The sequence below is a fragment of the Mesorhizobium sp. B2-8-5 genome, assembly GCF_006440675.2.
Classification (GTDB): domain Bacteria; phylum Pseudomonadota; class Alphaproteobacteria; order Rhizobiales; family Rhizobiaceae; genus Mesorhizobium.
The window spans coordinates 563,653-577,866 of record NZ_CP083951.1 but is presented as its reverse complement, the minus strand read 5'-3'; the positions used below and the strand labels follow the sequence as shown (position 1 = coordinate 577,866).

Genomic DNA, 14,214 nt, shown 5'->3' with positions numbered 1-14,214 from the left:
TGACTGACGTAATAACATAACCTACCCAGTGATCGCTTCGGCGACAGGGGTTGCCTCGCTCTGCAAAGGGAGAAAGACATGCGTTCCTTTCCATTTTTGGCGGCGCTGTTGTTCGCCGTGACATTGCTGTCAGGCGGCGGTGCTCGCGCCGAAGATAAGGTGAACATCGTCGCGGCCGAGAATTTCTATGGCGATCTCGCCCGTCAGATCGGCGGCAGCAATGTCGCGGTGACCAGCATCCTTGCCAATCCCGACGATGACCCGCATCTGTTCGAGACCAGCCCATCGACGGCGCGCACGATCGCCGACGCCAAGATCATCATCTACAACGGCGCGGATTACGATCCGTGGATGGAGAAACTTCTATCGGCCTCCACCAACGCGCAGCGCACGACCATCGTGGCCGCGGATCTGATCGGCAAGAAGTCGGGCGACAACCCGCATTTGTGGTACAATCCGGCGACGCTGCCCGCGATCGCCAAGCAACTCTCCGCCGACCTTTCAAAGCTCGACCCCGCCAATGCAGCGCACTATCAGGCCAACCTGGCGAAGTTTCAGTCGTCGTTGGATGCAATCAACAAGCAGATCGACGACGTCAAGAAGGCCTATGGCGGAACCGAGGTCACCGCGACGGAGCCGGTGTTCGGCTATATGGCCGATGCCCTCGGCCTCAAGATGCTGAATTACGATTTTCAGGTCACGGTGATGAACGATGCCGAGCCGAGCCCGACGCAGGTGGCGGCATTCGAGAACAGCCTCAAGGACGGATCGGCCAAGATCCTCTTCTACAATTCGCAGGTGACGGACGAAGCGACGACGCGTCTCCTCGACATTGCCAAGCAGAACAAGGTCACCGTCATAGGCGTAACCGAGACGGAACCCGCCGGCAAGACGATCCAGTCGTGGTTCGGCGGCCAGATCAGCGACGTGCAGAAGGCCCTGGCCGCTCGCACACAATGAATGTCATCGCCTTCGACAGGGTCACATTGACCTATGGGGGACGCCGGGTTCTTACCGACGTCTCCTTTTCCATTCCACAGGGTGCGTTCGTGGGGCTGCTTGGCGCCAACGGGGCGGGCAAGACAACGATGCTGCGCGCGGTTCTGGGGCTTTTCCGTCCGGCCAGCGGGACGATTTCCGTCCTTGGCCGGCCGCCGACACGCGGCAATCCCGCCATAGGCTATATGCCGCAGGCGCGCCGCACCGTGACCCATGCCGGCATCAGCGGCTTCGATCTCGTCGTCACGGCGGCGGGCGGCCATCGTTGGCGCTGGCCGGCGGCGTCGGCGATCGAGAAGGACGCGGCATGGAAAGCGCTTGAAGAGGTCGGCGCGGCCGATATCGCCAGGAGGCCGTTCGCGGAGCTGTCGGGGGGCGAGCGGCAGCGAATCCTCATCGCCCAGTCGCTGATCGGCGACCCCAAGCTGCTGCTGCTCGACGAGCCGCTGATCAGCCTGGACGCCGCGCATCAGCGCACCATCATCGAACTCGTCCATGAGGTCGGCGAGCGGCTGGGTATCGCCGTCATCTTCTGCTCGCACGAGATCAACCCCTTGCTGCGCGCCGTCGATGCCGTCCTCTATCTCGGGAACGGCAACGCCGCGATCGGGAGCGTCGACGAGGTCATCAACGGTCCGGTCCTGTCGAGGCTTTATGGAACGCACATCAACGTGGTGCGGGTAGGCGGACGCATCTTCGTGATGGCCGACGACGTTGAACTGGAGGGCGCCGCGCATGTTCACGATGTTTGACTACGAATTCATGCGCAACGCCTTCGCCGCATGCACGGTCGTTGCCATCGTGACCGGGGCGGTAGGATATTTCCTCGTGCTGCGAGGCCAGACCTTCGCAGGACATGCGCTGGCTCATGTCGGATTTCCCGGCGCAACGGGCGCCGGTCTGCTCGGCCTGTCGCCATTCTTCGGGTTGACTATCTTCACCGTGCTGGCCGGCATCGGCATCGGCCTTCTGGGCGAAAGAGCGCATCGCGACGTCGCGATCGGCATCGTGCTGACCCTTTCGCTCGGTCTCGGCTTGCTTTTCCTGCATTTCTACACCGCTTTCGCGTCCCAGGCGACGAATGTCCTGTTCGGAAACGTGCTCGGCATCAGTTTCCGGACGGTCGTCATCCTTGCAGCGCTTTCCCTGGCGATCCTGGTCGGCTTGACCTTCATTTCCAGACCCTTGCTCTTCGCCAGCCTGCAGCCTGAGTTGGCGGAGGCCAAGGGCGTGAACCTCGATCTGGTTTCGACATTGTTCATGATCATTGTCGCCGTGACGACGGCTGAAGCCACCCAAATCGTCGGCGTGCTTCTCGTCTTCGCGCTGATGGTCGCCCCGGCGGCAACGACGCTGCGCCTGACCCGCGGTGTGCTGCGGGGCATCCTTGTCTCGATCGCGCTAGCGGTCGCCATTGCCTGGACCAGCTTGTGGCTTGCGTTCGAAACAGACTGGCCGACGAGCTTCTGGATCACATCGCTCGGTGCCACTGCCTATCTGGGCGCCGGTCTCATCCGGCGCTTGAAGGCGGCGCAATGACTCCTTGATGAACGGCTGAAAGCGTCGAACACCAGAGCAGCAGCCGGCCTGCCGCAGCCACGCGACCAAGATGTTTTTCTGGCCGGGATACCGTTCACGGCATCAGCTTGTGTTCGCCCTGCTTCAAGGAATCGCGCGGACGCGTAAATTGCTGAACAGGAGGCTCGTAGCGGTATTTCCCAGTGGGCAATCCATCGGCGGGAGCAGCCCCCGATGGTTGGGACATGGTTGTTGGAGGCTTGGTGGCGATCGCCGTTCCTCCAAGGAGGAGCCCGATCGCGACCAGCCAACTGCCCAGAATGCGTGTGCCGATCGTGTACCACGCAGGCGGGAAAATCCGTCCGATAAGGCCGACGGCGACAACGATCCAAAGGGCGATGATCGTCCCCGAGAGCGGTATTCGGAGATCGTTCAACGTAGGGTCGGTGAACTTTGTGACGACGGCCAACAACGCGCCGATGAGCAACGCCGCGGCGGGTATTGTGCAAGTTCGGAAACGACCGGAAACGACGAGAACGATGCCGATTATCAGCATCGAAAATGGCGCGGTAAGGAAAGCGTGAGTCGTCGCTCCCCGTACGCCGGCCATCACATCAAGGAATCGATCGTAAAGCAGAGCCCCGACCACCTCGCCCAGCAGCAATGCCACGAGTGTGAGAACTCCAAGCCTCACGCTTACCAGAGCGGTTGCAAAGCCCAATCCGACCAGCGGCAAGACGCGTTCAGGAGAAAGGGCGCTGTTGAGGATCCACCACGACGTCTGCGTCCTTTCCGAAGAGGTCGCAAGTACGCCGATCATGGCAACGCCAGCGATGGCCACGACAGGGCCTGACCATCGAAACAGGAATCGCCACGCCGATCGCTTGGGATATGTTTCAGGCGACAAGGAAATAAACGCCTCCCGCCGCGATCAATCCGCCCAGGCCCTGCGACAACCGTCCGCCGAATGCCTTGCCCAGCAGAAGTCCGAATCCGATACCCAGCAGGTGGATCAAGCCGGTGGCGATGACGAAGCCGATTGCATAGTCGGCTGGGTCGGCTGCATTCGGCAGTTCCGCGCCGTGGGCGTGTCCGTGGCAAATGGCGAACACGGCAATCATAAGCAACGCAACCCATTCCGCCGGCCGCCATGCGCAAGCGATGGCCAGCCCCAGGGCGATGATCGACAGCGCAATGCCAATCTCAACACCGGGCAGCGGGACACCTGCTATTCCGGCAATCCCGCCTACGACCATGATCAGCGGGAATGCAACCGGCAGCGTCCAGATCGAACGCCCGCCGATCTGGGCGCCCCACAGTCCTACGGCAAACATGGCCAGGAAATGATCAGGCCCGGTCAGCGGATGTTCGAAGCCGCTGCCAAATCCACCCGTCCCCGATTGAATGATATGCGCTTGCGCCATCGTGGAGCCGGCCGTCAGAGCTGTTGCCGCCGCCACCATGCCGTATGCAAAATAGCCAAACCGGAGGGGGCTGCTGATGGACGGCAGTTCCGCTTTCTCTTCAAGACTCTGCACCACTCACGAACCTGCCATGTCGCCAAACCGGCAAATTGCCATCGATGGAATCATCAAGATAGGACTTTTACGCTCAATGGATTCAGCGAACCAGAAAACGGCTATTTTTGGCGTTGAACTCGAAGCGGAGCCTCAATTGTCGGCACTGGAGCGTGAGAGCGCAAGGGTGCAGAAGCTGAAACGAAGAGGCGCTTGAAGTCCCGGTCCCCTCTGGGGAGTTCAGTCCGGAGCAGATCTGGCGGGCAGATTGGCCTTCGGAATCGAAAACTTGCCGAGAGACGGAAGCGATCAGCTTCGGGCCGGTGCCGCGAGAGCATTCGCGTGATCGAAGTTCACGTGGCTGAGGTGCCCACGGTCCTTCGGGACCGCCGTCATGGCCTGCTCCAAATATCGCGAAATTCTCCCCACGTGGTCGATTTGCTTTCGCAAGGCTTCAAACCTCTGCCCGGTCAATCGAGTGCCGGCCGTCAGCCGCACGGATGTAGGATCGTAGTAGCGGCCGCCGATCCGCAATTCGTAATAAAGGTGCGGCCCAGTCGAAAGACCTGTCGAACCGATATAGGCGATGACCTGCCCCTGCTTCACATATTGTCCAACCTGAAGCGTCGCGGGCACTCGGGAAATATGGGCGTAGGTCGTGAAATACCCGCCATCGTGCTGCAGGCGCACATACTTGCCATAGCCGGGCTGCCAACCGATGATGGCAACCTTGCCGTCCCCCGCGGCGACGATCGGAGAGCCATAGGGGGCGGCGTAGTCGACACCGTTATGATGCAGCCATCGCCCGAGAATGGGGTGCAGCCGCCAGGCAAAACCATCGCCAAGCCTTCCGTTGGCGACTGGCTTTGCCATCATCATCTTTGAAACAGACCGGCCCTGGTCATCGAAGAATTCCGCCTCTTCGTTTGCGGACGGCCGATAGCGATAGAATGTCTTGCCGCCATCTCCGCTGTCGAATCTTGCCGAGACAAGTTCGGAGCTGCCATCAGCACGTGTCCGGAAGATCAGCTCGATTAAGTGGGCGTCAGCCGAGTCACCATCGAGCTTGAGGCCGCAATTGCGCGCCAGCCCGATAATCTGGCTCGCCACGGCGGGCGGCACGTTTTCCTTTTCAAGGCGCTGCATGACAAGCGGATATTTCGCCCGCAGTTGCGAGACATTTCTATCCGCATCCAGTCCGTCCACGCCTCCCGCGTGGAAGCCTGCTTCGGTCGCCTCGGCAGCGAGGCGGTCAAACAAGTCGTGGTTGGCGACCGGCTGAAAACCTCCAGCGTCGCTCCGCGCAAGAATCGCCTCCGCACCATTATCCCGAAGGACCCGGACCGCCGCGAGTTGCGCGGTTCCGGCTTTCGATGCCGGCGTCTCAAGCATCAGATCGACACGGTCGGAAGGGGCAATGGCCTGCTCCTTCAACGCATCCGCCAGCAAATGGCCATCGGCATTGCTCAAACCCGCGGCAGCTAAAAAAGCGGCAACGTCCACATCGGACTTCGGCATCGCCGCCACCCGTTTGATATGCGGCGCCGGCTGCTCCGCGGCCATGCTGACATTGATAGGAGTCCCTCGCGCCGCCATCATCTTGGAATTGCCCGGCATTGGCCGAGGGACCGCGCTCGGAGCACGGTTTGATGAGGCGTCGGTCGGTGGCTTTGCGAGCAGCGCATCGAAGGGACTCGGCCGCGCAACAGCATCTTCCTGAAATAGCAGCGGTTCCGCCGCATCCGATTGATCGTCAGCAGATGGATTGCCCAGCGAAACCTCGACATGGCGATAGGTGAATTCGTTGGCGGATCCATTGGGGCCGGCTTCCACCAGATTGGCGATCGCATCCGTTCCAGCGACATGCGGCGGTGGCAGCCGATCGTCCTTTGGTGTCGATCCTTGTCTTGTCCTTTGTGGTTTTGCCGGGATTGCCTGGGCAAAGGCCGGAGGACGCACGGCAACACGCAATGTGCCAAGCAGCATACCCGTGGCACCGATGGCCGCGACCATGATCGCGAGCACGAGTCGCGCATGGGTTCGAAACGCAAACCGCACGGTTCGTTCCTGCCAGTGAATGCCCGCCAGGGGACCATGGCTCAAATCGATACCGCGATGCCGGAACGCGCCGGAATTGCCATCATGCCCCCGACGATACTTGCCCGCTGCGGGCACGACAGGCACTGCCATTTGCCAGATTTCCCCTCTCTGGTCCCGTCCCACATCTTGTCAGGATCGAACGATCCCCGCCCTCTATGACGAGGATGTGTCCCTAAGGACACCCGTTCAACCCTCACATCTTTGTGCTTGATACGTTATACTATAACCGATAACAAGATGAAAACCGCCCCCTCAACGGAGTTTCCCGCCATGCAGACCCAGACTCCAGTGACCGTGCTGACCGGCTATCTCGGCGCGGGCAAAACCACGCTGTTGAACCGTATCCTGTCCGAAAATCACGGCAAGAAGTTTGCCGTCATTGTCAACGAGTTCGGCGAGGTCGGTATCGACAACGATCTTATCGTCGACGCCGACGAAGAAGTGTTCGAGATGAACAATGGCTGCATCTGCTGCACGGTGCGCGGCGATTTGATCCGCATCATCGACAGCCTGATGCGCCGTCGCGACCGTTTCGACGCGATCCTGGTGGAGACGACCGGCCTCGCCGACCCGGCGCCGGTCGCGCAGACGTTTTTCGTCGACGAGGACGTTCGTTCCAAGACCAGGCTCGATTCCATCGTGACAGTGGTCGACGCCAAGCATCTGCTCGGCGAGATCGACGAAGCGCACGAAGCCCAGGAGCAGTTGGCATTCGCCGATACGGTGCTGCTCAACAAGACCGACCTCGTCTCGGCCAAAGACCTGAAGGAGGTCGAAAGCCGCATCCGGCGCATCAACCCCACTGTTTCCATCCACCGCACACAGCGTTGCGACGTCGATCTCGACAAGGTTCTCGGCCGCAATTCGTTCGACCTTGACCGTATCCTCGAAGTTGAACCGGATTTCCTCGACGAGTTCCACGAGCATGAGCACGATGACCATGTGACCAGCTTCGCCCTGGTCACCAGGGAACCGCTCGACCCGAAAAAATTCCTGCCGTGGCTGCAGACGGTCACGCAGCGGTTCGGCATGGATATGTTGCGCATGAAGGGCATTCTCGCTTTCAAGGACGACGACGACCGCTTTGTGGTGCAAGCCGTCCATATGCTGCTGGAAGGCGATCACCAGCGGCCGTGGAAGGCTGATGAGGAACGGACCAGTCGTCTTGTCTTCATCGGCCGCAATCTGCCGAAGGGTATCATCGAGAGCGGGTTCATGGGGTGCCGGGCGTGACCTTCGCCTATCACGAGAGGCCGCGAAGCTGGTGAAATTCGTCAATCCCTTTGCGCCCAGACGGGGGCCTTCATCATCTCATGCCGACAGGATCAAACAATGGATACGCGATGGGCTTGATCTGAAGGAAGATGTCGCAATCACCGTGACGGAGGTTCGCTGCCGCGAATCCGGCTGTCCGGACCTGGAGACAGTCATCAGCATATTGGAGCGGCCGATACGCTCCTTGCGCGTCGGCAAGACCGTGGCAATGATTGCAGAGCCCGACATCGCGCTCGCGCTGCAAATCGGGCAACGGCTTCTCGACGCAAACGCGGAGAATTCATCCCCGAAGGTCAGCGTCAAACAGCATTGAAGGCATGGACTGGATCGAGGATCAAATTGAATGGATTGCGGACGGCAAAAAGGTTGCCGTCGGCCTGACCCGTTTTGGAATGGGCAAGAACCTGCTTCTTTTGCCGGCGCTCAGCTCGATCTCGACGCGCGCCGAAATGCGACCGCTGCAGGAGCGGCTCGGCGCATCCTTTGCCACGACGGCCATCGACTGGCCCGGCTTCGGCGCCTTGCCTCGCCCCAGGATTGCCTGGCGCCCGGAACTTTATCGTACATTCCTGCGCTTCGTGACGCAGAGTGTCGTTCAGCCTGCTGCGACCATCGCCGCCGGTCATGGCGCGGGCTATGCGCTGGCAGTGGCCGCCGAAAATCCGGGTGGCTTGGGTCGCCTTTGCCTGCTGTCGCCGACCTGGCGTGGGCCGCTTCCAACCATGACCGGCAGGCGCATGGCGCTGTTTCGCGGGCTGGCAAAGGCCGTCGACCTGCCGCTCGCCGGGTCTTTTCTCTATCGGCTCAATGTGAACAGCCTTGTCATCGGCATGATGGCGCGCGGCCATGTCTATGCCGATCCGGCCTGGCTGACGCCGGAGCGCATGGCCGAAAAACGCACCGTCACCGACGCGCCTGGCGCCCGCTACGCTTCCTTCCGCTTCGTCGCCGGGGAACTCGATCCGTTCACCGATCGCGATGCCTTCCTGGAAAGCGCGCGACGAATCTTGACGAAGATACTCGTCGTCTACGGCGCCGGAACCCCACGCAAGTCCAGGGCGGAGATGACGGGCCTGGCATCGCTGACGAATGTGCGGACCGTCGAACTGCCGCGCGGCAAGCTCTCATTCTACGAGGAGTTTCCGAACCAGACCTGGGAGACGATCAACCCATTTCTCCTCGAATCCGACTGAGGTCGGATCGGTAGCCGGTTCGCGATGCCGGTATGGCGTTGGCGTGACTTGTGGTTGCTCATTCAGGAAGCTGAGGCATTGCAGCTCGCGCAGCGCACCTTGAGTTCAATGGCGACAGTATCGACCTGAAAGGCCTCTTGCTCGGCCCAGGCCACAAGCCGGCGATCGACTGTCTCGTCATGGTGTTCAACAACAGTTCCACACCGGTCGCAGACCGCGAGGATCGTCGTTTGTCCACGATGGGGGTGCGCGTCGGTGCAGCGCACAAAGGCGTTCATGCTCTCGACCTTGTGGACGATACCGCATTGAATAAGACTGTTGACCGCCCGGTAAACCTGCACCGGTGATTTGATCCCCCGAGGCCCAAGTTCCCTCAAAATCTCGTAGGCGCCGATCGGCTTACCTGCCTTGTCTATGATCTCCAGCACGAGCGCCTGGTTCTTGGTCAGACCGCCGGGGATCGTGCCGACGCGATTGAGATCGAGCATCCGGTTCACATTTCCGTTATGAAATAACATAACTTTCTGTTGACCAATGTAATAACATAACCTACCCAGGGGTCAACTGGAATTGAAATCTACCGGAGATCACATGCAGGCAGAGGCAGGGCGCAAATTGCCGGTGACCGTCCTTTCCGGCTTTCTCGGCGCCGGAAAGACGACACTTCTCAACACCATTCTCGGCAATCGCCAGGGTCGGCGGGTCGCTGTGATCGTCAACGACATGAGCGTGGTCAACATCGATGGGTCGCTGATCCGCGACGGCGGGGCGAACCTGTCGCGGACCGACGAGCAACTGGTCGAGATGACCAATGGCTGCATCTGCTGCACCTTGAGGGACGACCTTCTGAAGGAAGTTCAGGCGCTGGCAAGGCAGGGCCGGTTTGACAATCTTCTGATCGAATCCACCGGCGTTTCCGAGCCGCTTCCGGTTGCCTCCACCTTCGAGTTTCGTGACGAAAATGGCGTCAGCCTGTCGGACGTGGCGAGGCTCGACGCCATGGTCACTGTGGTCGACGCCGCCAATCTGCTGAAGGACTACGCCTCGAGCGATTTCCTGAAGGATCGCGGTGAATCGCTTGGCAATGGGGATAACCGCGCGCTTGTCGATCTGCTGGTCGAGCAGATCGAATTTGCCGATGTCATCGTACTCAACAAGGTGTCGGCCGCGACGGCGGCCGACCTCGACGCCGCGCGAAAGATCGTGCGTGCGCTCAATCGGGATGCGCGGATCATCGAGACTGATTTTGGTCGGGTGGACCTTGCGGCAATCCTCGATACCGGCCTGTTCGATTTCGACAAGGCGCATGAGCATCCGCTCTGGTTCAAGGAGCTGAACGGCTTTTCCGAACACGTTCCCGAAACCGAGGAATACGGGATTAGTTCGTTCGTTTACCGGGCGCGCCGGCCCTTCGATCCGACGAGGTTCAAGGCTTTCATCGACCGCGTATGGCCGGGCGTCGTCCGCGCCAAGGGATTCTTCTGGCTGGCCACGCGCCCGCAGCATGTGGGCGAATTGAGCCAGGCTGGTGCGTTGGTCCGCAGCGGCCGGCGCGGCTTCTGGTGGTCGGCGGTTCCGAAGGTCAGATGGCCCGACAACGACGGCTGGCGCCAATCCATGCAGCCTTATTTCGATCCGGTCTGGGGAGACCGCCGGCAGGAGATCGTCTTCATCGGAACGCACCCGATGAACGAAGCGCGCATCCGGGATGAACTCGATTCCTGCCTGGTTGCCGCCGAAACTTTCTCGCCGGCACAATGGAAGCATCTGTCCGATCCGTTTCCGCGCTGGACGGAGGAAGCCGCATGAACTGGCTGCGAATCTCGGCGGGGCGAACGGTCTTCGCCCGCAGCTTCCTCGTCTGGTCCGCGTTCGAGCGTCTGGGGGTCTTGGTCCTCATCATCGCGGCGCTGTGGCTGGCGGTTGCCTGGGCGGTGTCGCTGGCATGAACAAGACAGATCCCGCAGCCGCCGAGGCGGGCGGCCGCCTCATCAGCCTGTCGAACGTGACAGTCGCCTATGATCGGCGCCCGGCCGTGCATCATCTTTCCGGCTCGTTTCTTCCGGGCAGCATGACGGCGATCGCGGGCCCGAATGGCGCCGGCAAATCGACGCTGGTCAAGGCGCTGATGAACCAGCTCCCTGTCGTGGAAGGACATATCGACCACGCCGAACTTTCCTCGCGCGACTTCGGCTACCTGCCGCAGGCGGCGGAGATCGACCGCAGTTTCCCGCTGAGCGTCGGAGACACGGTCATGCTCGGCGCGTGGCACGTCGTCGGTGCGTTTCGCGGTATCACCGCGGCGATAACCGCCAAGGCGCGGGAGGCGCTGTCGGCCGTCGGCCTGGAAGGGTTCGAACGTCGTCCCATCGGCTCGCTGTCCGCAGGGCAGTTCCAGCGTGTGCTGTTTGCCCGGCTGCTGCTGCAGGACGCGCGGGTCATCCTGCTCGATGAGCCATTCACCGCCATCGACGCCAGGACCACGCGCGACCTGATGGATATCCTGCTGCGTTGGCACCGCGACGGCCGCACGATCATCGCCGTCCTGCATGATTTCGAGCAGGTGCGGGCGCATTTCCCCGAAACGCTGCTGATCGCCCGCGAACCGATCGGATGGGGTCCGACGTCATCGGTGATGACTGCCGAGAATCTGCTCAAGGCAAGAGCCATGGCGGAAAACTGGGACGACTTTGCCGAGGTTTGTCACCGGCCGGGGAATAAGGCGGCATGAGCCTCCACGACCTGCTTTTGGCGCCTTTCGCCGACTATGGTTTCATGCGCCGGGCGCTTGTCGCCTGTTTCTGTCTGGGATTGGGTTCCGGCCCGGTCGGCGTGCTCCTGATGCTGCGCCGTATGAGCCTGGTCGGGGATTCGCTTAGCCATGCCGTGCTGCCCGGCGCGGCGGTCGGCTTCCTGTTCGCGGGCTTTTCGCTGACGGCCATGGGCATCGGCGGGCTGATCGCCGGGCTCGCCGTTGCGATCCTGTCGGGCATCGTCAGCCGCACGACGTCGCTGCGCGAGGATGCCAGTTTCGCCACCTTCTACCTCACGTCGCTCGCCGCCGGCGTGCTGATCGTCTCGCTGCGCGGATCGAGCCGGGATCTATTGCACGTACTGTTCGGCACCATCCTCGCGATCGACGCGCCGGCGCTTTACCTCGTCGCGACGATCGCTTCGCTCACGCTGATCATCCTTGCGATCGTATACCGCCCGCTGATCGCAGAATGTTTCGATCCCGGATTTCTTCGCGCGGTCGGCGGACGCGGGTCGCTCCACCATCTCGTCTTTCTCTTCCTGGTCGTTCTCAATCTCGTCGCCGGCTTTCAGGCCTTGGGTACGCTCATGGCGGTGGGGCTCATGATGCTGCCCGCCGCGATTGCCCGGCTATGGGCACGCAGCGTGCCTGGAATGTTCATCGTCGCCGCCTCGACGGCAGCGCTCTCCGGTTTCGTCGGGCTGATCGCCTCATTCCATCTCGGCTACGCCTCGGGACCATGCATCATCCTGACTGCAAGCCTCCTCTATTGCGTCTCGCTGCTTGCCGCTCCGTCGGGTGCCGTGCGGCGTCTGTTTCCCCGCCCACACCTTACGGGCTGATCACCAAGGAGAGTTTCGATGAGAAGACTGAACATGATGGCCACGCTTGGGCTCAGCGCTGTTGCCGTGTTGGCGGTGGCGGCCGCTGCCTCCGCCAAGACGCTGCATGTCGTTGCGAGCTTCACGGTGCTTGCCGACGTGGCCAAGGAAGTCGGCGGCAGCAATGTCGAAGTCAAGACAATCGTACCGGCCGACGGCGATCCCCATGAATACGAGCCGACGCCGGACGACGCCAAGAACCTCAAAGCCGCCGATGTCGTTTTCGTCAGTGGCGAAGGGCTGGAGGGCTGGATGGATCGCCTGATCAGCGGTTCCGGTTACACCGGAACGCCGGTCGTCGCTTCCGAAGGCGTCAAGACCCGCACGATGGATGAGGATGGCAAGACCGTGACCGATCCGCATGTCTGGAACAGCCCGGTCAATGTCGAGGTCTGGGTCGGCAACATCGAGAAGGCGCTCGAGGCGGCCGATCCCGAGGGGGCAGGACATTTCAAGGCGAATGCCGAGAGATACATGAAGAAGCTCCATGAACTCGACGCCTACGCGCGTTCCAAGATCGACCCGATTCCGCAGGAGAAGCGCAAGGTGCTGACCAGCCATGACGCCTTCGGCTATTTCGGACGTGAGTACGGGGTTTCTTTCCTGTCGCCGCTTGGCTTGTCAACTGAAGCCGAGGCCTCGGCCGGCGACGTCGCCAAGCTGATCGAGCAGATCAAGAAGGAAGGCGTGAAGACCTATTTCTTTGAAAACTCCAACGATCCTCGTCTCGTCAAGCAGATCGCGGGCGCCACGGGCGCCGAAGCGGGCGGAGAGCTCTACGTCGAGGCCCTTTCGAAGGAGGACGGTCCCGCGCCAACCTACGCCAGGATGTTCAAATACAACGTCGACCAATTGGCCGCTGCCATGGCGAAACAAACGCTGGCGCAGCAATAGAATATTCCATGCCAAAAGCGGATGGGGCCGTCGCCCCATCCGTAGGTTCACCCTGCGATTCCGCCTCTGGCGATGAGATCGAAGAAGCCGCGCCGTGGGGTTATTGGTTCTGTCCAGAGTGGTATCGGGAGGCCGGCTTGCGGCGTGACGGTGGCCTCCAGAATCCAGTTGCGGGTTTCAAGATGCGTGGGAGCCGCGATGGGCTCGCTTCCGCACCTGCCTGCCCGGCGGCTGCCTCGTCGATCTGAGTTTCGACGCCGAGACCTTGGCCAGCCTGCGCGACGGCAAAAGCCTCAAGGTCAAGGTGGTCGCCGACGGCGGCAAGGAGACCAATCTGGCGCTTTCGCTGAACGGCTTCCCCAGCGCCGTCGACAGGACAATGGCGCTGTTGAAGTAGACGTTCTATTTCCCGTACCGTTGCTCCTGGGCATCGGCAATGTGTTCGCAAAACAGCTCCCCGTTTACACCGGGTCTCGTTCGCTGGATTTCTCCGGATGGCTACCCGCGCGGTGTCTTCATGAAGGCCGTCGAGCGAAGCTCGGGATTCTGCAGTCGAATGTAAGATCTGACTTATATTTAAACATCCTAATGTTTACATCAATAAATCCGAAACGATTCAATTAACCTCTTTATAAGTTGCTTGATGTGTGATGTTCTTGACAGACTTGCTTTGCGGTGCCGATTCGGTCGCCAGTGCAACGCCGCCATTGCCCGGGACCAAGGTGCGATCGCGGTTGGCAATCTGATCAGGCTGAGGAGAGGGTGATGCTGGAGCAGATCAAGCCAGCAGTGGGCATTGCGGATATATGAGGTCGTGGCGCAGCCTAGTCAGGCGAGTGGCGCGTCATTGCCGTCGGTCAGTCGACTGATGCAAGGATCCGCCGAGGGTCATCCCGTTCCGGCCCGGCAAAGCGGGCAGGCAACCCTCCTTGCCAGCTGTCGGTTCGTCACCAACCCCTTCAGCAAATCTCTTATCACATGGATCGGTCGGCTGCCGCCCCGGCCATATCGATTTGCAAGGCGGCCGGCATGTTACGACGACTGGTTGCGGCAGTGACCATTCGACGCGGGGGAATATGATG

Annotated in this window: 16 protein-coding genes; 12 read left to right on the top strand and 4 right to left on the bottom strand. The window is 61.0% G+C overall.

The genetic code is table 11. The features are described from left to right. Positions 1–78 precede the first annotated feature (78 nt). The 3 genes from FJ430_RS02655 to FJ430_RS02645 are packed head-to-tail and all read left to right on the top strand — an operon-like array spanning position 79 to position 2,538. The gene (locus FJ430_RS02655; protein WP_140647742.1) at positions 79–960 is read left to right on the top strand and encodes a metal ABC transporter solute-binding protein, Zn/Mn family; all 882 of its coding nucleotides are present in this window, start codon (positions 79–81) and stop codon (positions 958–960) included. Further along, complete coding sequence (locus FJ430_RS02650; protein ID WP_140711154.1) at positions 957–1,751, top strand: metal ABC transporter ATP-binding protein; 795 nt, start codon at positions 957–959, stop codon at positions 1,749–1,751. The genes FJ430_RS02655 and FJ430_RS02650 overlap by 4 nt, the downstream gene beginning before the upstream one ends. Next, positions 1,735–2,538: a metal ABC transporter permease gene (locus FJ430_RS02645; protein ID WP_210242130.1), complete on the top strand. Its 804-nt coding sequence runs from the start codon at positions 1,735–1,737 to the stop codon at positions 2,536–2,538. The genes FJ430_RS02650 and FJ430_RS02645 overlap by 17 nt, the downstream gene beginning before the upstream one ends. A gap of 94 nt (positions 2,539–2,632) precedes the next feature. Here FJ430_RS02645 and FJ430_RS02640 read toward each other — a convergent pair whose 3' ends face one another. The 3 genes from FJ430_RS02640 to FJ430_RS02630 form a co-directional block, all read right to left on the bottom strand. Beyond that, the gene (locus FJ430_RS02640) at positions 2,633–3,337 is read right to left on the bottom strand and encodes a hypothetical protein (protein ID WP_140711155.1); all 705 of its coding nucleotides are present in this window, start codon (positions 3,335–3,337) and stop codon (positions 2,633–2,635) included. Positions 3,338–3,413: 76 nt separating this feature from the next. After that, positions 3,414–4,058, bottom strand: a complete 645-nt coding sequence (locus FJ430_RS02635) for a HupE/UreJ family protein (RefSeq protein WP_226892044.1) — start codon at positions 4,056–4,058, stop codon at positions 3,414–3,416. Between the two features lie 285 nt (positions 4,059–4,343). After that, positions 4,344–6,224, bottom strand: coding sequence for a M23 family metallopeptidase (locus tag FJ430_RS02630; protein WP_140711156.1), 1,881 nt, complete (start codon positions 6,222–6,224; stop codon positions 4,344–4,346). 180 nt (positions 6,225–6,404) lie between these two features. Between FJ430_RS02630 and FJ430_RS02625 the strand changes: the two genes are divergently transcribed. The 3 genes from FJ430_RS02625 to FJ430_RS02615 are packed head-to-tail and all read left to right on the top strand — an operon-like array spanning position 6,405 to position 8,602. Continuing rightward, a complete protein-coding gene (locus tag FJ430_RS02625; RefSeq protein ID WP_140711157.1) occupies positions 6,405–7,367 on the top strand; it encodes a CobW family GTP-binding protein in 963 nt (320 codons plus the stop codon). 31 nt (positions 7,368–7,398) lie between these two features. Beyond that, positions 7,399–7,722 (top strand): nitrate reductase, encoded by a 324-nt coding sequence (locus FJ430_RS02620; protein WP_140711158.1) that lies wholly within the window; start codon positions 7,399–7,401, stop codon positions 7,720–7,722. Between the two features lie 4 nt (positions 7,723–7,726). After that, positions 7,727–8,602: an alpha/beta hydrolase gene (locus FJ430_RS02615; RefSeq protein WP_140711159.1), complete on the top strand. Its 876-nt coding sequence runs from the start codon at positions 7,727–7,729 to the stop codon at positions 8,600–8,602. A 62-nt stretch (positions 8,603–8,664) separates the two neighbouring features. Here the strand turns inward: FJ430_RS02615 and FJ430_RS02610 are convergent, their stop codons facing one another. After that, on the bottom strand, positions 8,665–9,090 hold the full coding sequence (locus tag FJ430_RS02610) for a Fur family transcriptional regulator (protein ID WP_181175614.1): 426 nt from the start codon (positions 9,088–9,090) through the stop codon (positions 8,665–8,667). Between the two features lie 103 nt (positions 9,091–9,193). Here FJ430_RS02610 and zigA point away from each other — a divergent pair, with 103 nt between their 5' ends. The 6 genes from zigA (at position 9,194) to FJ430_RS02580 (ending at position 13,529) form a co-directional block, all read left to right on the top strand. Next, positions 9,194–10,411: a zinc metallochaperone GTPase ZigA gene (zigA, locus tag FJ430_RS02605; protein ID WP_140711161.1), complete on the top strand. Its 1,218-nt coding sequence runs from the start codon at positions 9,194–9,196 to the stop codon at positions 10,409–10,411. Next, positions 10,408–10,551: a hypothetical protein gene (locus FJ430_RS02600; protein WP_181175615.1), complete on the top strand. Its 144-nt coding sequence runs from the start codon at positions 10,408–10,410 to the stop codon at positions 10,549–10,551. Before zigA ends, FJ430_RS02600 begins: the two co-directional genes overlap by 4 nt. Further along, complete coding sequence (locus FJ430_RS02595; protein WP_140655884.1) at positions 10,548–11,333, top strand: metal ABC transporter ATP-binding protein; 786 nt, start codon at positions 10,548–10,550, stop codon at positions 11,331–11,333. Before FJ430_RS02600 ends, FJ430_RS02595 begins: the two co-directional genes overlap by 4 nt. Beyond that, on the top strand, positions 11,330–12,199 hold the full coding sequence (locus FJ430_RS02590; protein WP_140711162.1) for a metal ABC transporter permease: 870 nt from the start codon (positions 11,330–11,332) through the stop codon (positions 12,197–12,199). The genes FJ430_RS02595 and FJ430_RS02590 overlap by 4 nt, the downstream gene beginning before the upstream one ends. A gap of 18 nt (positions 12,200–12,217) precedes the next feature. Next, positions 12,218–13,132: a metal ABC transporter solute-binding protein, Zn/Mn family gene (locus FJ430_RS02585; protein ID WP_140711163.1), complete on the top strand. Its 915-nt coding sequence runs from the start codon at positions 12,218–12,220 to the stop codon at positions 13,130–13,132. A gap of 220 nt (positions 13,133–13,352) precedes the next feature. After that, positions 13,353–13,529, top strand: coding sequence for an invasion associated locus B family protein (locus FJ430_RS02580; protein WP_140711164.1), 177 nt, complete (start codon positions 13,353–13,355; stop codon positions 13,527–13,529). The last annotated feature ends 685 nt before the right edge of the window (positions 13,530–14,214 follow it).